The organism is Paenibacillus sp. Y916 (genome assembly GCF_056786435.1).
In genome coordinates this window covers 112,815-131,433 of the sequence record NZ_JBXCJA010000007.1, presented here as the reverse complement: position 1 = coordinate 131,433, position 18,619 = coordinate 112,815, and the positions used below count along the sequence as shown (strand labels likewise).

Annotated in this window: 19 protein-coding genes; all 19 read left to right on the top strand. The window is 40.0% G+C overall.

The window, feature by feature from the left end:
* Positions 1–248 precede the first annotated feature (248 nt).
* On the top strand, positions 249–1,421 hold the full coding sequence (locus AC1TO9_RS15995; RefSeq protein ID WP_482059825.1) for an RHS repeat domain-containing protein: 1,173 nt from the start codon (positions 249–251) through the stop codon (positions 1,419–1,421).
* Positions 1,422–1,440: 19 nt separating this feature from the next.
* A complete protein-coding gene (locus tag AC1TO9_RS15990; RefSeq protein ID WP_482059824.1) occupies positions 1,441–2,058 on the top strand; it encodes a hypothetical protein in 618 nt (205 codons plus the stop codon).
* 865 nt (positions 2,059–2,923) lie between these two features.
* Positions 2,924–4,249 (top strand): RHS repeat-associated core domain-containing protein, encoded by a 1,326-nt coding sequence (locus tag AC1TO9_RS15985; RefSeq protein WP_482059823.1) that lies wholly within the window; start codon positions 2,924–2,926, stop codon positions 4,247–4,249.
* A 10-nt stretch (positions 4,250–4,259) separates the two neighbouring features.
* The gene (locus AC1TO9_RS15980; protein WP_482059822.1) at positions 4,260–4,733 is read left to right on the top strand and encodes a contact-dependent growth inhibition system immunity protein; all 474 of its coding nucleotides are present in this window, start codon (positions 4,260–4,262) and stop codon (positions 4,731–4,733) included.
* Between the two features lie 327 nt (positions 4,734–5,060).
* Positions 5,061–6,233, top strand: coding sequence for an RHS repeat-associated core domain-containing protein (locus tag AC1TO9_RS15975; protein ID WP_482059821.1), 1,173 nt, complete (start codon positions 5,061–5,063; stop codon positions 6,231–6,233).
* A complete protein-coding gene (locus tag AC1TO9_RS15970) occupies positions 6,227–6,607 on the top strand; it encodes a hypothetical protein (protein WP_482059820.1) in 381 nt (126 codons plus the stop codon). The genes AC1TO9_RS15975 and AC1TO9_RS15970 overlap by 7 nt, the downstream gene beginning before the upstream one ends.
* A gap of 289 nt (positions 6,608–6,896) precedes the next feature.
* Positions 6,897–7,301 carry an esterase/lipase family protein gene (locus tag AC1TO9_RS15965; RefSeq protein WP_482056467.1) on the top strand — a complete coding sequence of 135 codons (405 nt, stop codon included), beginning with the start codon at positions 6,897–6,899 and terminating at the stop codon, positions 7,299–7,301.
* Between the two features lie 325 nt (positions 7,302–7,626).
* A complete protein-coding gene (locus tag AC1TO9_RS15960; protein WP_482056364.1) occupies positions 7,627–7,938 on the top strand; it encodes a hypothetical protein in 312 nt (103 codons plus the stop codon).
* Between the two features lie 84 nt (positions 7,939–8,022).
* Positions 8,023–8,700: a hypothetical protein gene (locus AC1TO9_RS15955; RefSeq protein ID WP_482059819.1), complete on the top strand. Its 678-nt coding sequence runs from the start codon at positions 8,023–8,025 to the stop codon at positions 8,698–8,700.
* A 31-nt stretch (positions 8,701–8,731) separates the two neighbouring features.
* Complete coding sequence (locus AC1TO9_RS15950; protein ID WP_482059883.1) at positions 8,732–8,983, top strand: hypothetical protein; 252 nt, start codon at positions 8,732–8,734, stop codon at positions 8,981–8,983.
* Positions 8,984–9,280: 297 nt separating this feature from the next.
* Positions 9,281–9,802, top strand: a complete 522-nt coding sequence (locus tag AC1TO9_RS15945) for a lysozyme inhibitor LprI family protein (protein ID WP_482059818.1) — start codon at positions 9,281–9,283, stop codon at positions 9,800–9,802.
* A 198-nt stretch (positions 9,803–10,000) separates the two neighbouring features.
* On the top strand, positions 10,001–10,999 hold the full coding sequence (locus AC1TO9_RS15940; RefSeq protein WP_482056367.1) for an iron-siderophore ABC transporter substrate-binding protein: 999 nt from the start codon (positions 10,001–10,003) through the stop codon (positions 10,997–10,999).
* 5 nt (positions 11,000–11,004) lie between these two features.
* Positions 11,005–12,075 (top strand): FecCD family ABC transporter permease, encoded by a 1,071-nt coding sequence (locus AC1TO9_RS15935; protein WP_482056368.1) that lies wholly within the window; start codon positions 11,005–11,007, stop codon positions 12,073–12,075.
* 11 nt (positions 12,076–12,086) lie between these two features.
* Entirely contained in the window at positions 12,087–13,142 is a 1,056-nt protein-coding gene (locus AC1TO9_RS15930) for a FecCD family ABC transporter permease (protein WP_482059817.1), read from the top strand.
* 91 nt (positions 13,143–13,233) lie between these two features.
* Entirely contained in the window at positions 13,234–14,070 is an 837-nt protein-coding gene (locus tag AC1TO9_RS15925; RefSeq protein ID WP_482056370.1) for an ABC transporter ATP-binding protein, read from the top strand.
* A gap of 453 nt (positions 14,071–14,523) precedes the next feature.
* Positions 14,524–15,399 carry a DMT family transporter gene (locus AC1TO9_RS15920; RefSeq protein ID WP_482056371.1) on the top strand — a complete coding sequence of 292 codons (876 nt, stop codon included), beginning with the start codon at positions 14,524–14,526 and terminating at the stop codon, positions 15,397–15,399.
* A gap of 111 nt (positions 15,400–15,510) precedes the next feature.
* Positions 15,511–16,047, top strand: a complete 537-nt coding sequence (locus AC1TO9_RS15915; protein ID WP_482056372.1) for a glycerol-3-phosphate responsive antiterminator — start codon at positions 15,511–15,513, stop codon at positions 16,045–16,047.
* 322 nt (positions 16,048–16,369) lie between these two features.
* Entirely contained in the window at positions 16,370–17,182 is an 813-nt protein-coding gene (locus AC1TO9_RS15910; RefSeq protein ID WP_482056373.1) for an HAD-IIA family hydrolase, read from the top strand.
* An 87-nt stretch (positions 17,183–17,269) separates the two neighbouring features.
* Positions 17,270–18,619: an ABC transporter substrate-binding protein gene (locus tag AC1TO9_RS15905; RefSeq protein WP_482059816.1), complete on the top strand. Its 1,350-nt coding sequence runs from the start codon at positions 17,270–17,272 to the stop codon at positions 18,617–18,619.

Here is an 18,619-nt window from a genome sequence, read left to right as displayed (position 1 = left end):
TTTATAGCCACGTGCGAGTGTAACAACTCTACGTGGCTTTTAATTTCATTGTAGAAGGTGATCCACTCTTTGAAAACTTGATCTCCGCTTAGAGCTCTTAGTCTTGTGGATTTGCAGTAGCCCAATAACAATCTATACAGCAGTGTTTTCAAACTGACCATATAACGCACTTGAGAACCTTAATGGTAGCTTAAGGTGTTTGCGTTGGTACGAAGCAGAGCAATTACCCAAGTAGTAATCCAGCAGGGATGCGAGATGGCTGGGAACCACAGTACAAGAAGCAACAGATGGATATCTACTTCACGAATGATACAACGCTAAGCTTACCTGAGCCATTAATGGCAACCGATGCGAGCGGGAACAAGTGGAAGCAGTCCTATGTCTATGGAGCGGGTGGAGAACGAATTAGTATGAGCTATCTGCCAAGTGCAGATGCAAATATGGATTGGGAACCAACCCCAGGAGCAAGCGGAGCCGCAGGCAACACCACACCGAAGACACTCTATTACATGAGTGATGTACGTGGTAGTGCGATAGGACTCCTAGGTGCAGATGGTAGTGTCTCAGCACGTTACAACTATGATGAATTCGGAGTAGCGGAAGACGCCCAAAAGTTCGATATGAACTGGGCAGGACCGGATAATCTATTCGGTTACACAGGACTAGGATATGATTTCAACAGCGGTCATTCTTACGCAAGAGCTCGTTATCTAGACTCTGAAGTAGGACGCTTTATTAGTGAGGATACGTATGAAGGGGAACTGAGTAATCCGCTGAGTTTGAATCTTTATACGTATGTGCATAATAATCCATTGAGGTATGTTGACCCGAGTGGGCATAGAGCTTGGATTATTCACGGAATAGGTTCTGATCCTAGTACTTGGAGTGAAGAATTCATAGACTACATCGATAATCATGTCTTCAGTGAAGATGCAAAATCCTTTGTAATTGAGTGGAATGGAGGAAATACAATTGAAGATCGTGAGCTTTCCGCTAAAGAATGGGCGGTCTGGATATACAAATGGCATTCACGTGAAGAAAATAAGAATGAGCCGATAAGATTAATTGGCCATAGTCACGGGGGGAATGTAGGGATTTTAATAGCTAATCTTCTTGAAGAGAAAGGTATGAAGGTAGATACACTTATTACAATTGGAACACCAGTTCGAGAATATCAATTAACTGTTGAAGTAGGTCAACATATAAATGTTTATAATAAATATGACCGAATCCAGACCGTTGGAGGTGCTTTTGACGAAGGTTTATTAGCTGAAAGACAATTTTTAGGTCAAGCTGAAAATTTTCAGGTAAAACTACCTTTCCATAGAAGAGTGCTAGTAACTTATGGCATTTCGAACTATTCATATATGCATTCAAATGTTAAGGTGTGGGAGAAGTATATTATACCTAACATTAGGTAATAAAGATTGGAGGCTGGAAATGTCTATATGGATTAAAATGGTAAGCGTTTTTTCAATTATAGCTAGCTTTGTAGGCTTAATTTTGTACATTTATACTGAAACAGCTGGATTGCAGAAATCTATGGACATTGTAGGTCGGTTAAATACGCTTATACTAGGTGGGTTAACGGTTATATTAGGAATAATCCTGATATTCCTATTGATTAAACACTGGTTATCATCGAGTGTTTTGGTTAATATATTTATAATAACCATAAGTGTGATACTAGTTTCATTTTCTGCAGTTTATTATGAGGAAATATATATTCATAATAATCAGGGTGGAAGTGTAATAAGTGATTCTTCAAAGACAACTGACGATGGAAAGTATAAGTATCACTTTGAGTTAGTAAATTTATATCAAAAAAATCAATTTGAGCAATTAGTTTTTGAAAACACTTCTACAAAAGAAGTTCGCTACCTTAAAATTAATTTAATTGAGGGGAGATTAAAAGGATTTTCTCGTGGGGACTGGGCTTTACTATACCAAACTGATCATTCAAATCAATATTTACTAAAGACAACAGAAAATTTGTTTATTGAAATGAAGATATTTCTAATTGATTTGGAAGAAGGCACTATACAAGACCTAAGCTAGGCAAATTAATTGAAGAATTTAATGAATAAATAAATGTGATGGGCGTGTGATTGTTGACAAATAGTCACCGTCCGCTTTATTAACTAGGGGACGGGTAAAACTGGAGGAACTTATCAAGGTTTCGTCTTTGGTGGGGCTACCCAGTGTCGAATGAACCCATCATTCAACCAATAACCGATATAACCTATGTAATACCCATAAAGATTTTGAACCATTAACGTGCACACACATTAAAGGTTGAAGCTAGAAATAAACATCTAAATAAATTACCCTCTCTCACTAGACAGGTTGATTATGGTCAGATACGACTATGATTAGCCTGTTTTTTGTTATGTTCGCTTTCTCTAAGATTTTCAAATTTTCTATACTATTCGCACACATTTATATAAATGGAACGACTTGCATAAGGAGAGGGTTTTAAAAAAATCAACTGAAAGCTTTAATAGAATAGCAATCTGGTGACGACCAGTTCACTTATACAGGTAAGGCAATATGAAGGCTAGCCACCTTGCCCTCTAATATAGTCCGAAGGAAGTGTATTGGGATTTCTTTAATCCGTTTCAATTACGCCTTCGTGAGCATTATCTACACATCTCCTATCAACTTAACTATGTACCAAAATCAAGAAAGAATACACTAAGAATTGAGTGTCATCCCGATGGTTTAGTTCATTTCTATTCGTGGCTAAAGCCAATAAAGGATTACGCCAAAGAAATACTATTTTTCATAGCGAACGCCAGTCAGGTGGAAGTGAGGAATCACCGATCCATGGGTAGTAGACCCATTATCTGGCCTAAGTGTAACAGCGGATGTATACGGAAACGATCCGACTTCACTAGATAGTCTGGATACTCTAAATAGTCTGATGAGTATGGCACTTTCTGGCCCACGGACGATTGAATCCAAACGTTGGGATGGAGCCAACCGTCTCATCGGGAACACCAACTATTCCGGAGATCAGACTTCCTATGGTTATGATGGAGACAGCAATCGCGTATCCATGAGCGTAACCTTGGGAACCGGTACGAAGCAAAGTAATTACCCAAGCACCAATCTAGCAGGGTTGCGAGATGGCTGGGAACCACAATACAAGAAGCAACAGATGGATATCTACTTCACGAACGATATAATGCTAAGCTTACTAGAGCCATTAATGGCAACCGATGCGAGCGGGAACAAGTGGAAGCAGTCCTATGTCTACGGATCGGGTGGAGAACGAATCAGTATGAGCTATCTGCCAAGCGCAGATGCAAGTACAGATTGGGAACCAACGCCAGGAGCCAGCGGAGCAGCAGGCAATACATCACCGAAGACACTCTATTACATGAGTGATGTTCGTGGTAGTGCGATAGGTCTTCTAGGCGCAGACGGAAGTATCTCAGCACGATACCACTACGATGAATTCGGAGTAGCAGAAAACCCAGAGAAGTTCGACTTGAACTGGGCAGGACCGGATAACCTATTCGGTTACACCGGGTTAGGATATGATTTCAACAGTGGTCATTTTTATGCGCGTGCGCGGTATTTTGACTCTGAAGTAGGACGGTTCATTAGTGAGGATACGTATGAAGGGGAACTGAATAATCCACAGACGTTGAATTTGTATACGTATGTGAGCAATAATCCTTTGAGGTATACGGATCCTAGTGGACATAAGCATGAACAGGGCGGTGGCGGTGGAGGCGGCGGTTTAGCCATTCCGATGTCTGGGGCTATGCCAAATATATTCGGTACATTATGGAGCGGTATAAAGTACAGTACTATAGGTATAGCTGGTGCTATTGTAGGTACAAGAGATAAGCCATTAAGTGACAAAGAAATTATTGATAATGAGCTTACAAACACACAAAAAGATCAAATTAAAAATATTGAGAAGAACTTAAAAGCTGTTAATAATCAAAAACATCTAGAAGCATACGAAAAAGAGTTAAAGGACGGTTTCTTATATGATAAAAATGGTAATGTAAAATTGAACCCTAAAACCGGAAAACCATGGAATCATATTAAGGAAGTTGAGCAATCAGAAGCCAAAATTAAAAAAATGATTGAAAGGCTGAAGAATGCTCAACAGAGTAAGTCTTTTGAAAGAGACACATCGAAAGTAACAAAAAAAGCAGTTCAAGATGCTATTAATAAGGGACAGAGGTTTTTAGATAAGGTAAAGAAAATAAGAGATTCTGTTAAACCGTAGGAGTGATATTATGAAGATTAATATAAGAAACCTAACGATTCATGAAATATCAAAATTGGAGGGCTTTACTGAAAATTTCGTGGTTGATGAAGGAGTCCCTCTTTCTATTTGGTATGGTAGCATTCAAAATGTAATGCTCAAAGACTTGAATGATGGTAATATTGCAAAGTTAATAAGACAAACGATGCATTTAGACTCCATTATTCCAGAAGCATTGAAAAGATTAAAAGAGAACCCCTTAGCTGGATATTTAGGAGATGGTGAGGTTTTAGAAGCACTATCGAAAGTAGAGGAAAGGGATTGGAATGAGAATCCTAACATATGTGATTTAGTTAGTTTATTTATAGAAGACTTCTTGCAGTTAATTCAAAATAACAAACTAGATTTTCCAGAAGATAGAGAGAGATTCTCTAATCAAGAAAGAGAAGAATACTATCAAATGTTAAAGGAAATAAAGATAACTCTCGAAAAGTCTAAAACCTAACTTTAAAAGTTCTGATGAGAGTGACAAAATAGTGAAGGGTTTTTACAACAAGTTTGACCACATGTGAGTATACTCCATGTGGTTTTTCTTTCGAAATAGCATTAGACATTCTGTGTATAATAGTAAAGTAGACTTGTAGATTTTTCTGGTAGCCTGTTTCTAGGGGGGGGTAGTAATTTTGTATCCTTGGGAATTAGAAATAGTCAGAAACTATTACCAACCATATATAAAGTATTCTGCTTTTAGCGCTGTGATGGATAAATTGTAGATCCAAATGCAAGCGCTGGAGGCGTCATCGATCCATGGGTTGTTGACCCATTAACTGGATTGAGCGTTTCGTCGAGTGTATATGGAATCGATCCGACAGCACTAAATAGCCAAGCTAACCTAAATAGTATGGCCTTAGCAGGCCCACGGACGATCGAATCCAATCGTTGGGATGGAGCCAATCGACTCATCGGGAACACGAACTATTCAGGTGACCAGACATCCTATGGTTATGATGGAGATAGCAATCGGGTATCCATAAGCGTAACCTTGGGAACCGGTACGAAGCAAAGTAATTACCCAAGCAGTAATCCCGCAGGGATGCGAGATGGTTGGGAACCAACTCCAGGAGCAAGCGGAGCCGCAGGCAACACCACACCGAAGACACTCTATTATATGAGTGATGTACGTGGTAGTGTCTCAGCACGTTACCACTACGATGAATTCGGAGTAGCCAAAGACGCTCAGAAGTTCGACTTGAACTGGGCAGGACCGGATAACCTATTCGGTTATACTGGGCTAGGATATGACTTCAATAGCAGTCATTCTTACGCACGTGCGCGGTATTTTGACTCTGAGGTAGGACGCTTTATTAGTGAGTATACGTATGAAGGGGAATTGAATAATCCGCTGAGTTTGAATCTTTATACGTATGTGCATAATAATCCGTTGAGGTATATTGATCCAAGCGGACATAAGGTTGAGATGTACGTCGGGGCTCATGAAGTGGCTGCGGGGCGTTATCATTTAAGTATAATCATATTTATAGATGAAGAAAGTGAGTATTGGAATACTGCGGATTTTCAGGATAATTTTGATGAGGAAAGGGGTATGCAATATATGACTATCGGAGCAGGGCAGTCAAGGGTGATGAATCCGAAATTAAAAGCTGGTATTAATAGAGATAAAGATATAATTCTTGATATTAAAACAGATATGATAAAACTGGGCAAACAGGAAGACGACACAGAATTAATAGATTTCTTAAAATTTTTCGACAACTTCGTGGAAAATTCAGAACGGAAATCAATTGATTATGATCTGTTCCCTAGAAAAGGAGGTAATGCTTACAATTCAAATACATTTGTTACTGGTTTCTTGCAAGTGGCAGGATACAAAATCGAAAAACCAGATAGGATTCTCCCTGGATATGGAAAACCCGTTCTGATCGAATATTTCATTGAACCAGAAGAAATAAAAGAAACAAAGAAACCTTGGTGGCAAATATGGTAAAGAAAATGATTTTTGCAATCGTTCTAATTGTAATTGTTACAATACTTATTGCAAGTATGAAAATAGTGTTCAATCCTTTAACACGATCAGAGAATACAATACGCCAAAAAATGTTGTCTCAATTCCCAGTGGGAACACAGATGGACGATATTATTCAATTCGAAAATCATAAGAAAGGTTGGTCAGATGTTAAAATAAGTTATATAAATGGTTATAGAATCGATCTTGAAGAGGAAGTAGGTAAAAAGCGTTTATCGGTTCATATTGGAGAATATCGGATAATTTTTGTTACAGATGTTGAAGTCTATTTTGTTTTTAATGAGAACTCTGAATTAATTGATATTTATGTTCGTAAAATGATAGATTCTTTATAAACAGAATTTAGGTGTTCGTAATCATTACAAAACAGTATAACTATTCAAACCATTTGCCACATGCGAGTGTAACAACTCAATGTGGTTATTTTTTAGGAATTTACTTACGAATTATAATGAGGATACGTATGAAGGGGAATTGAATGATCCATTGTCTCTTAATCTGTACACCTACGTACACAATAATCCTTTAATTTATGTTGATCTTAGTGGGCATAGAGCTTGGCTCATCCATGGTACTGGTGCAAATCCTGAAGATAAGGGATATTCAACTTGGACTGCTGAATTTGTGAGCTATGTTGAAGATCTTGTTCAGGAGACAAGCGGTGAATTGAATTGGAATAGTGGAAATGATGACCCATCCCGAGTCAATGAAACGAATGCCTTGGCAGATCAGATTTATAAGTGGCATACACTTAAAGCAAATAGAAATGACCCAATAAGATTAATCGGTCATAGTCATGGTGGGAATGTTGCGATATTGATAGCTAACCGTCTCGCTGAACTTGATCCTACAATGAAAGTTGAAACTCTTATTACTATTGCGACACCAGTACGTGAATATCAGTTGGAAGTTGAAGTTAATCAACATATTAATGTATATAATAAATACGATATAATTCAGGTCAATGGAGGGGATCTTTGGAAGAGGGTGCGCGAGCAGGTCGTACATTCGGAGATGCTGAAAATGTGAAAGTTACAATTCCAAAAAAACAACGGAACAATCAGCTTGCTAATCATTCATTTATGCATAGCAATATAGAAGTATGGATGAAATATTTTGTACCCCGTATTAGTTGAGTTAGATTATTCATATTGGAGGGTTATATGTTAAATGTTAGTAAGATATGTTGGATTCTTGTAACCATTCTATGTATGTTTTCGATAGTATGGTATCTCGTTACTCAAACTGCAAATTTCCAAAGGACTCTTGATTTAATTACTACGGTACAATTGTAAATCTAACTCAATTAGAAATAAATGCTGCAAGTAGTGCTGGGTACATTTTTGGTAGAAATGTGGATTTAGGCGCGGGGTATAAGGGAAGAGTTGATGCACAGAATGATGGCACTAGATCCAATAGACATGGTCATATTTTTGAACCAAATGGCGAGCAATGGTCGCGTGATGAAGAGGGAAACCTTCATCATAGTGAGAAAAAGAATAGTCCAAGATCACCACCAAAGTGGGTACAGAAAGAAATGGATAAAAAATTGAGATATAAATGGAAGGAAGCTGTTCCAACACCATCCACCCAACCTATAAGTTCAATAGACTCAAGAGATATTGGAACTGGTGCAGCTGTAGTTGGAGGAGGCTATCTTATATAGAGGGGTTAGGATATTACCCTCTTTAATCCTATTCTTTGGCCAACTCTTCCAGCAAATGTACTAACCCCATAAGGAGGTGATTTATTGAATATTTCAAGTTTGAAATCATACAAATCATTGTTTATAAATTCAAATGGAGAGTCAATCGATTTTCTTGCGATGTCGAATGAAAATGTATTTTTTTCTAAAACACATATCAGAAAAAATGATTTTAATGGCAACATTATTACGGAACCAGAAAATACAATACAAACAAAGTCGATTTGGATGGTTAATATAAATAATGATATGAAATCGGAAATCATTCAACATGGAGACTTTGATATTCATGAAGTATATTTTACAGATAAATATCTGTATTATTTAAAAATTATTGATACAGATAAAGATGGGTTACTACTTGAAAGTGATTATAATAATGGGTATATGTGGAGAGTCCATAGAAAAACATTAGAACAGGAGTTTTGTTTCCAAGTTGAGCCCTATAGATTTCATCGTTTTTTAACAGCGAATGATGATTATATCGTGTTTATTTCAGAGGATAGAGTACCTGATGTAACAGAGATTGTCTTCTACAACATTAAATCAAAACAATTTTCAGTATTAAATAACATGTACGAGGAAGATTGGTGTGATTTCAGAATCGTGAATAATCATGAAGGAGAGCCAGACTATTTTATTTATAAAATAGAGGATAATTCTGAAAACGAACTGAAAATGATTAGTTGGTCGGAGTTAATAGCTCAGTTACATTGGGAATAAGGGATTCTCGGTTATTTAGAACCACATGCGTATGAAAAACTTAATGTGGTTATTTTTTAGGATTTTACTTACGAATTATAATGAGGATACGTATGAAGGGGATATTAAGAATCCACAGACATTGAATTTGTATACGTATGTGAGTAATAATCCGTTGAGGTATACGGATCCAACGGACAAACAAGTAAGGACATATGGTGAAATTCTCATATCTTTTGCAGGTAGTGCTAAAGCAATGAATTTGATATCTAAGGCTGCTCTATTTAAAGCCATTAAAGGATAAATACAATCGCAGTCAATTATGTTAGCAACATGATTAATAACCTGTGTTCGAGTTTTTAGGATGACATCAAATCTGTAACTACATCCATCGCTAAGCGCAGCTTATGCAGGATATTTTCGGATAGGGATTCCCCCCTAAGCGATACATTATTGCTAGTTATTTGTCCAACGGGCAAAATAATGCAACAATATTTGTCGAGTATGCGTCTATCTATATGAGGTCTCCAGCAATTGGACAACTAAGATTAACAGGGTGGCGGAGATTGAAAAAAATTTATCAGATGATAGGAGAATACAGATGAGGAAATTGTTGATATTGATAATACTAGCATGCATTTTATTAACAGGTTGTAGTAATAACATGAATGAGGGTACTAATATACAGCAACCAGTAAACACAGATCAAGAAGAAATGACACAAGAAGAAGCACCTGTTATTGAGAAAGAGACTGCCGCTGCGGAGACGAAGGATGAGTATCTTCTAAAGTTAAATAATATAGAAGAGAGTCTTGCCGATTTACAAGACTTAAATGATGAGGGAACAACAGTATCAATGAAAGCTGCCGCGGAAGAAACGTATAAAAGATGGGATACGGCTTTAAATGAAATTTATAGTGAGTTAAAGGAACAACTGTCAACAAGCGAAATGGCTGAATTAAAAGAGAAACAGGTAAATTGGATAACATATAGAGATGAAACAGCAAAGGCTGAATCATTGGAGTATAAAGGTGGATCAATGGAATCATTACAATATGTTGCTACTCTATCACGAGTTACAAAGGAAAGATGCTATGAGTTGGTAGAATTGTATATGAAATAACGGGGTGTGTTGTGCCCCTACATAGCAGCCCGCCTCCATACAAAAATGAAACGACAGCTAAATGTGGCTGTCGTTTCATTTTCGTATAATATGTAGTTGAAGTGAACCGTAGAATTAGAAAGATGGATTGACAATACGGCATAATTCAGTATAATTAATGATAGTGATAATCATTATCACGTAGAGAGGGAGATGGAAATGAATAGAAGTATCAAATTACCCAAATTGTTTGGGATTGTAATGGCTATAATAGTAGTGATAGGATTAATTGGTTGTTCGTCGGAGACAAGTAAAGAGTCTGACAAAGAGATCATCTCCAGTGATTCCACTGTTATCATTGATACAAAATTTGGGCAAGTAGAGATTAAAGAGCAGCCTAAGCGAATTGTCGCTCTTGGTTGGGGAGATGCCGAAACTGTACTAAGTCTTGGATTCGAACCTATTGGCGCGAGCGATTGGCTTGCTTTTGGTGGTGATGGTGTAGGACCGTGGTTAGAAGGAACATATACAACATCACCAACTATTATTGGAACGATGGAACTAGATTATGAGCAAATTGCAGCACTTAACCCAGATATTATTTTTGATATAAAATCTTCAGGGGATGAGACGCGGTATAAACGTCTCTCAGAAATTACAACGACGATTGGAGTTCCAAATGGTGGCGATAACTATTTGACTTCCTCCGATGATCAAGTTCGGATGATCGCAAAAGCGCTTGGTAAAGTAGATGAAGGTGAGGCACTGCTTAAAGAGGTGGATGCCGCATTCAAAAAGACTGCCGAAGAAAATCCGGAATTTGCTAGTAAAACGATTGTTGTAGGTGCCTATGACGCCTCTGGCTTTGGTGCATATGTAGAAGGCGATGCTCGTATCGATTTTGCTACTCGACTTGGATTTAAGACTAAGGCTGAAATTGAAGCGATAGAGAATTCAAATTTTTATATTAAAGTTTCGGATGAACAGCTAGAGCTTCTAGATGCTGATCTGACCGTTATCTTACCAATTTGGATCGATCCAAATGAAATTACAAGTAATGCATTGTATCAGAAAGTCCCTTCCGTTGCTGATGGAAGATCTATTATTCTTGATGCCGACACATCAAATGCATTCTCTATGGGTACGATTCCCGCTTTGTTGTGGACAATCGAAAATTTATCATCACAGTTTAAAGAAGTGTTAGAAGGCGGGGAGTGAACTAAGTGACAACGGTAGAGCATCTAGAGGACGGGACAACGCAAGTAGTTGAGAAGAAAATAAAGACAATGACTACCTTGCGGCTGCAACGTATTTCAGGGCTTATCGTAGTACTCTTGCTTTTGATGGCTACAATGTTCTTAAGCTTAATGGTAGGGGCTAAATCCCTACCCATTGAAGTCGTGTGGGATGCACTGTTTTCTCCAACTAACAGCTATGACCATACGATTATTCAACAGGCTCGTATCCCCCGCACCATTACTGCACTTGTAGTAGGACCTGCATTTGGGCTTGCGGGTGCACTTATACAGGCCTTGACGCGAAATCCATTAGCTGACCCTGGTATTCTTGGAGTGAATGCCGGGGCAGCTTTCGCTGTTGCGCTGGGTATTGGTATATTTTCTGTAACAACAATGTCTGGCTACATATGGTTTGCTCTTGTGGGTGCATTCATAGCAACCATTGCTGTGTATGTCATTAGTGGGGGTGCTGGCAAGAAGACACCGACACCTGTACAAATTACACTTTCCGGGGTCGCATTAGGAGCCGCATTGAGCGGTATAACAACTGCATTGACATTGATGAATAGTGATGCTTTCTCACGTATGTTGAACTGGACTGTCGGTACATTAGCGAGAAGGAGTATGGACGATCTCTGGCCCGTCTCACTATTTCTCATTGTTGGTGCATTATTAGCTTTATCGATATCCCCAGCTTTAAATGCCATTGCATTTGGAGATGATCGTGCATCTTCTCTAGGTGTAAACGTGGGATGGATTCGTATAATTGGTCTTATTGCCATTGCCCTGTTAGCTGGAGGGGCGACTGCGATAGCTGGACCGATTGGTTTTATAGGGTTGATGGTACCCCATTGTGTGCGATGGTTTGTTGGGCCAAGCCAACCCTGGATTTTTCTATATTCAATGGTAGCGGCTCCTCTACTGCTTATTCTTTCTGATATTATTGGAAGAGTCGTCATGTCTCCTACAGAAGTTCCAGTCGGAATCATTATGGGATTTGTTGGTGCACCGATTCTACTAATTCTTGTCCGAAGACGAAAAGCGAGTGGATTATGATGTATGAAGGAGTGATTACTATAGATCCCATTGATTTTGGTCGGCGCTATTTGCAACTGAAAGGGCTATTGAAATTACGCTTCGATATGAAAAGTATGATTGTTACGTTAATTGTCCTTGGAGCCACTATTGCAATTGCAGTGTTTGCATTAATGGTAGGGACATTATCAATAAGTATTCAGGATGTTCTTTCCGCTTTGATTGGTCAAGCGACAGGGATGACAAGAACGGTTGTCGTTGAATGGCGTTTGCCCCGTGTACTGGCAGCAATTATTTTTGGAGCGGGATTAGCTGTAAGTGGGTCAATTTTCCAATCATTAACACGAAATCCTCTAGGTTCCCCTGACATTATAGGTTTTACTTCAGGCTCCTACACTGGCGTACTTATCGTGATTCTTCTATCTAGTTCGACCTCATATATGGGTATAGCAGCGGGTGCTTTAGTTGGAGGATTCACAACAGCGATCGTCATATATATGCTTGCGTTTCGCCAAGGAACGCAGGGCTTTCGTCTTATTATCGTCGGTATAGCTATTTCGGCTATGTTAGGAAGTGTGAACTCGATGCTGCTCCTGCGAAGTGATGCAGTAGTAGCGTTGACCGCAGCAGCCTGGGGTGTAGGATCTTTAAATGGAATTACCTGGAGTCAAACAATCCCCGCAATGATTCTTGTTCTTCTTCTGCTTGTTTGCGCTGGAATGATGAACAGACCTTTACGGGAGATGGAGCTAGGTGAGGATGCAGCTAAATCTCACGGTGTCCGAATTGAACGTTCCCAAATTGTGCTAATCCTTATAGCCGTTGCATTAACAGCTGCGCCAACGGCAGTCATTGGACCCGTTACCTTTGTTGCTCTTGTTGCACCACAGATTGCTCAGCGGTTTACAAAATCAGCGGAGAGCCTTGTACCAGCAGCAGCAATGGGTGCCTTTCTATTATTAGGTGCAGACGTTCTTGCACAAAGAATTATTCCTGGAATGATTCTACCAGTTGGCGTAGTCACTCTATCGCTAGGTGGGATCTATCTCGTGTGGTTATTGTTTCACCAGGCACGTTCGGCGCCTTAATTGAAGCGAAAAGTCGATGAATTGTGTATAAGTCCATTCTCGGTGGTTCCATAGATTACGATATACTGATTGAAAGAAGCTGAAATTGAATATGAAGATAACAACCGCAGATGTTCAAAGCCAGATGATTTCTCAATCAGGCTCTCGGCTTTGGACGGAAAATATTACAATCAAATACGATGATCGGGTAATAACCCGTAACCTATCTGTAGAGATTCCTCATGGATCATTTACGGTTATTGTTGGGCCAAATGCATGCGGTAAATCAACCCTCTTGCGCACACTTTCTAAACTGATTAAGCCAGCTGAAGGGCAGGTTTTATTAGATGGGAAGAAAATCACGACATATAAGTCAAAAGAGGTCGCTCGGAAGCTTGGTCTGCTACCACAATCTTCGACGGCCCCAGATGGTATTACAGTAGCTAATTTGATCGCACATGGGCGTTATCCGTATCAAAATCTCATTAGGCAGTGGACTGATGAAGATGAACAAGCGGTAATGTCTGCGATGCAGCTTACGAATACGCGTGAGCTTTCACATCGTTTCGTAGACGAGCTTTCAGGTGGACAGAGACAACGGGTATGGGTTGCGATGGTACTTGCACAGCAGACTCCTCTGCTTCTTCTTGATGAGCCAACGACATTTCTTGACATTGCCCATCAAATTGAGTTGCTTGAATTATTTACAGACCTTAATCAGCAGGGGAATACACTAGTGGCTGTATTACATGATTTAAATCATGCTGCGAGATATGCAACTCACATGATTGCCATGAAAGAAGGCCAAATTATTGCACAAGGTGATCCTCGTGAGATCGTCACTGAGAAGCTAGTAGAAGAGGTCTTTGGCTTAAGATGTAGGATAATACAAGATCCGATCGCTCTTACACCACTCGTCGTTCCTTTGGGGAGGGACCGTTCAGTCTAGTCGCACCCGTTCAAGAGATCGATAAGAATTTATCTTATCGTTTTTTTTGAAATATTAGAAGGAAAAGTAGGGAATGAGTGAATTAGTTGTCAAAACTACAGTTAAAAATGGCGATAACGGTAAAAAAGTGAGGATTCCAGTAATCTAGATGTACTCCATGCAACTAAAGTTAGCTTTAGAGGAATTGGGTTGAATTTAGATGTATTTAATGTACCTAATAGTGAATAGTGAATAGTGAATAGTGAATGGTGAAGGCGCTGATCGGCGTCTTTCTTATTTTTTCAATATATCTAATTAGAAGAAGTTTTTGCCGACTTTGGCGTAAAAGTCTAAATCGCCTCACCGCCTACGCTCAAGCTGTTGGCACTTATTCATGCTATCCGTACTTACAGAACGAAATATGGATGCTTATGGACAAGCCGTACCGTCGGTATTAATGAAAGGTGATTATATATGTTAAAAGCTTATGGTTGGCTCACTTTTTGTGTAGTCGTATGGGGTAGCAATTTTGTATTTGGCAAGATATTAGTTCAGGACTTCTCCCCAAGTCTGTTAACATCACTGAGACTTTTATTTATTGTGTTATTTCTAGTTGGATTGACGTCTTACAAGAAACATTTCAAGCGAGTGAATAAATCGGATTTACTATCCATTTTAATTCTAGGTGTTATTGGTGTGTTTATAAATCAATGGTCCTTTTTTAAAGGTTTACAAACAGCTGATCCAACAACATCTGCCATCATCTTAGCAATGACTCCTATTTTAACGGGCGTGTTAGCAGCGCTCTTTTTAAAGGAAAAATTAACGATCCGTATGTTATTGGGATCCATTCTTGCGATCATAGGCATTTATTTTGTCGTTGTAAAAGGCAGTTCATCTTCTTTACATATTGATAAGGGCCTAATATGGATTGTTGTCACGATGATAACATTTGCAATGATGATTATTATGACCAGGGTACTCTCGCAAAGAATAGATCCGCTCACGATTACTTTATATTCGAATTTGGTGGGCTTTATTGTATCGATCCCGTTTGCCTTTTCGCTAGATACTCCTCTACGAATGAGCTCGAATATAGCAGATTGGGCTCTTCTAATCGGCACTGCCGTTGTTGTACATGGCATAGCCACACTTATTTGGAATAACAATATTCGATATGTTGATGCTTCCAAAGCATCTGTATTATCTAATTTAGAGCCTTTTGTGGCGATGATTATGGGATTAATATTACTGTACAAACCCATTACTGGTGTAGAAATATTAGGGTCTTTATTCATTCTAGCAGGAGTTATCCTATCTACGTATCAACGGAAAATACGACTTAACTGAACAGCGGGCGGAAGAAATGAATTATTATTAAGATTTAATAGCTACGCATTAACACTCCCCAAACATTCAGTTGATACAGTTAAGCTACAATTTGTTTGGGGGTGTCAGGTAATGAATCATTATCCGATCATAGCTTCGGTCACAAAAGAGGGGCAAATCCCGAAATTACTCGACAGCAAAGTGTCAAGGGTCAATCTAATGTCGGGAAATATCGGGAATCTAGAATCGATTATTGAACAAATTCATCATACTGGTAAGCTGGTATACGTTCATCTTGAGATGGTGGCTGGTCTCGGCAGAGATGCGTATGCCGTCGAGTATTTGGCGAAGAAATTTAAAGTAGATGGTATTATGACGACGAAGTCGAATGTCGTTGCGGCTGCTAAACAAGCGGGACTAAAAAGTATTCAGCGCATTTTTATTATTGATACAGCTGCCATGCAAACGGCGATTCGCATGATCAACAGCACTCAACCAGATGAAGTAGAGCTAATGCCTGGATTGATGCCGAGAGTGATTCGCGAGCTTAAAAGCACGATCAAACAGCCTCTAATTGTCGGTGGATTGATTCGCCACGAGCAGGAGATTATAGAAGCTCTTAACAGTGGGGCGGATTATATTTCAAGTGGCGAACCTTCCATGTGGTAGGGAGACTGAACTTAATAAATATTAGATTTTACAAAACATCTACATAGATTTTATATCACACTAACAAATCTGCTTTATAGTTAGATTATATGAAGATACATATTGCTTCATCGGGTTGAGAACAGGAGAAAACCCTTTGTTAGTTAAGTGTGAAAATAAGCTGGTCATGGTTTCATGGTCTGTCATTGCTTGTCTTCCATTTTTCAAACAAGGGGTTATTTGCGTTGAGAAAAGAGGTTGAGCTGTGACGGAAACTAGCAAACAGGGTATGAGGGGGTTCGAGCCTCTAAGGGAGGTAGAGGAGTTACCAAGGAAGCATTTGGTGAAACGCGTCAAGCAATTAGATGAGTATAACGCGTATTTGTTCGACTTAGACGGCACGATCTATTCGGGAAACAAGCTATTGCCTGGAGTACTAGACATGCTTAGTCGGCTACGCGAGCAAGAGAAGTCTGTCATGTTCGTCACGAATACGACGCTTCGTACGAAAGAGTCGGTGCAGGAGCTACTGGAGCAGTTAGGAATCGTTTGTGATGTGGAAGAAATATTAACTGCATTGTGCGTGGTCGGTATGTATTTTCAAGAGCATGAGCCGCAAGCCAAGGTATTGATGATCGGAGAGCAAGCGATGAAGCAGGAGCTGGATCGCTATGGGGTAGAGACGACTGAAGATGCGCGGAATGCAACTCATGTGCTCGTTGGACTGGACAGGCAGTTTACTTATGAGAAATTGACCCTTGGTATGAATGCGCTCCGTAATGGAGCTAAACTCATCGCAGCAAACCCAGATCCATTTTGTCCAATTGACGATGGGGCCATTCCAGATACATGGTCGCTTGTTAAGGCGCTGGAAACGGCAAGCGTACGGCAAACCCATCATGTACTTGGCAAGCCCTCGACTTACTTTGCGCAAAAGGTGTTCGATAAGCTGAATGTCCCGTCCGCGCAATGCTTGATGGTGGGTGACCGTATCAAGACGGATATCCGGTTCGGAAATGACAATGGCATGTACACGGCATTGGTGCTGACGGGAGCGGATTCTCGCAAGGATATTATGTTAACAAGAGTGCAGCCAGATTACGTGTTGGCTTCGCTTGGCGAAATAATTGGAGAGACCCGGCCGTATGGACAATAATTGTCTGGCCGCCCCCCATCGGGTGTAATTCATGACTGTGGCATTTGAAGGATATTCAATAAACAAGAACCAAGGAGGAAACAAACAATGAAAAAAGGATTAGTTTCTCTACTTACGATTATGATGATGGCTGTAATGATCTCGGCTTGCGGAAAAGGGGAGGTTCAGACAAATTCGAAGACCAACAATACTCCGGCTGCAAGCTCTGAAACTACTGCTAGCAGTGACAAGGAGGTCGAGCTCCAGTTGTATTTTCCAGTAGCAGTAGGTGGTCCGATCACTCAGCTGATTGATCAGATGGCCGAAGACTTTCATCAAGAAAACCCAACCATTACTGTAAAGCCGGTCTACGGTGGTAGCTATCAGGATACGATGACTAAGACTGTAACGGCCGTTCAAGGTGGCAACTCGCCAGATCTTGCGGTGCTGCTTTCGACTGACTTATACAGTCTGGTTTCGATGGATGCAATCGAGGATTTGACTTCACGGTTCTCACAAGAGTATTTTAACGGCTTTTATGAAGCCTTCATGGGTAATGCCAAATCGGGCGACATGAATTGGAGCGTTCCATTCCAGCGCAGCACGATCGTAATGTACTACAACAAGGAAATGTTCGCCAATGCGGGACTCGATGCTGAGAAACCGCCTGTCAACTGGGATGAGTTGAAGGAATATGCTTCTAAGCTGACGGTAAAGGATGCTTCTGGCCAAGTGTCCCAGTGGGGACTCGAAATTCCAAGCACTGGCTATCAGTATTGGATGACTCAGGCTTTATCACTTCAAACAGGTACTAACTTAGTTTCAAATGATGGTAAACAGGTGTTCTTTAATAACCCAGACGTGCTAGAAGCTCTGCAATTTTACACAGATTTGGGTCGCAAGGACAAAGTGATGCCAGAAGGTATATTAGAATGGGCAACAGTTCCATCCGATTTCATTAGTGGCAAGACCGCGATGATGTTCCATACGACAGGCAACCTTACTAAAGTGAAAACGGATGCTAACTTCGATTTTGGCGTAGCCTTCCTGCCTGCTAACAAGCAATATGGTTCACCGACGGGTGGGGGAAATCTGTATATGTTTAAGGATATTCCAGAGGACAACAAGCAAGCAGCCGTTAAATTTATAGAATTCCTTACGGAGCCAGACCGTGTGGCGCAATGGTCAATCGATACTGGTTATGTGGGTACGACGAAAGCGGCTTACGAATCTAACAAGCTCATTGCTTATCTAAAAGAATTCCCTCAAGCAGCTGTAGCTAGAGATCAACTTGAGCATGCGGACAGCGAGCTGTCGACGTATCAAAACGGACAAGTGACCAAGGTATTTAACGATAATATTCAGGCTGCTCTGCTTGGCACAATGACACCGCAAGAAGCGCTGGAAAAATCACAGAAGCAAGCGGATGACATTTTGAAAAGCTACCAGAACAAATAA

Coding starts and splice junctions, on each gene's coding strand:
- AC1TO9_RS15920 (WP_482056371.1), top strand. CDS start 14,524: ATGTTAAAAGCTTATGGTTGGCTCACTTTTTGTGTAGTCGTATGGGGT.
- AC1TO9_RS15950 (WP_482059883.1), top strand. CDS start 8,732: ATGAAAAACTTAATGTGGTTATTTTTTAGGATTTTACTTACGAATTAT.
- AC1TO9_RS15940 (WP_482056367.1), top strand. CDS start 10,001: ATGAATAGAAGTATCAAATTACCCAAATTGTTTGGGATTGTAATGGCT.
- AC1TO9_RS15970 (WP_482059820.1), top strand. CDS start 6,227: ATGGTAAAGAAAATGATTTTTGCAATCGTTCTAATTGTAATTGTTACA.
- AC1TO9_RS15925 (WP_482056370.1), top strand. CDS start 13,234: ATGAAGATAACAACCGCAGATGTTCAAAGCCAGATGATTTCTCAATCA.
- AC1TO9_RS15945 (WP_482059818.1), top strand. CDS start 9,281: ATGAGGAAATTGTTGATATTGATAATACTAGCATGCATTTTATTAACA.
- AC1TO9_RS15995 (WP_482059825.1), top strand. CDS start 249: ATGCGAGATGGCTGGGAACCACAGTACAAGAAGCAACAGATGGATATC.
- AC1TO9_RS15990 (WP_482059824.1), top strand. CDS start 1,441: ATGTCTATATGGATTAAAATGGTAAGCGTTTTTTCAATTATAGCTAGC.
- AC1TO9_RS15985 (WP_482059823.1), top strand. CDS start 2,924: ATGAGTATGGCACTTTCTGGCCCACGGACGATTGAATCCAAACGTTGG.
- AC1TO9_RS15905 (WP_482059816.1), top strand. CDS start 17,270: ATGAAAAAAGGATTAGTTTCTCTACTTACGATTATGATGATGGCTGTA.
- AC1TO9_RS15915 (WP_482056372.1), top strand. CDS start 15,511: ATGAATCATTATCCGATCATAGCTTCGGTCACAAAAGAGGGGCAAATC.
- AC1TO9_RS15980 (WP_482059822.1), top strand. CDS start 4,260: ATGAAGATTAATATAAGAAACCTAACGATTCATGAAATATCAAAATTG.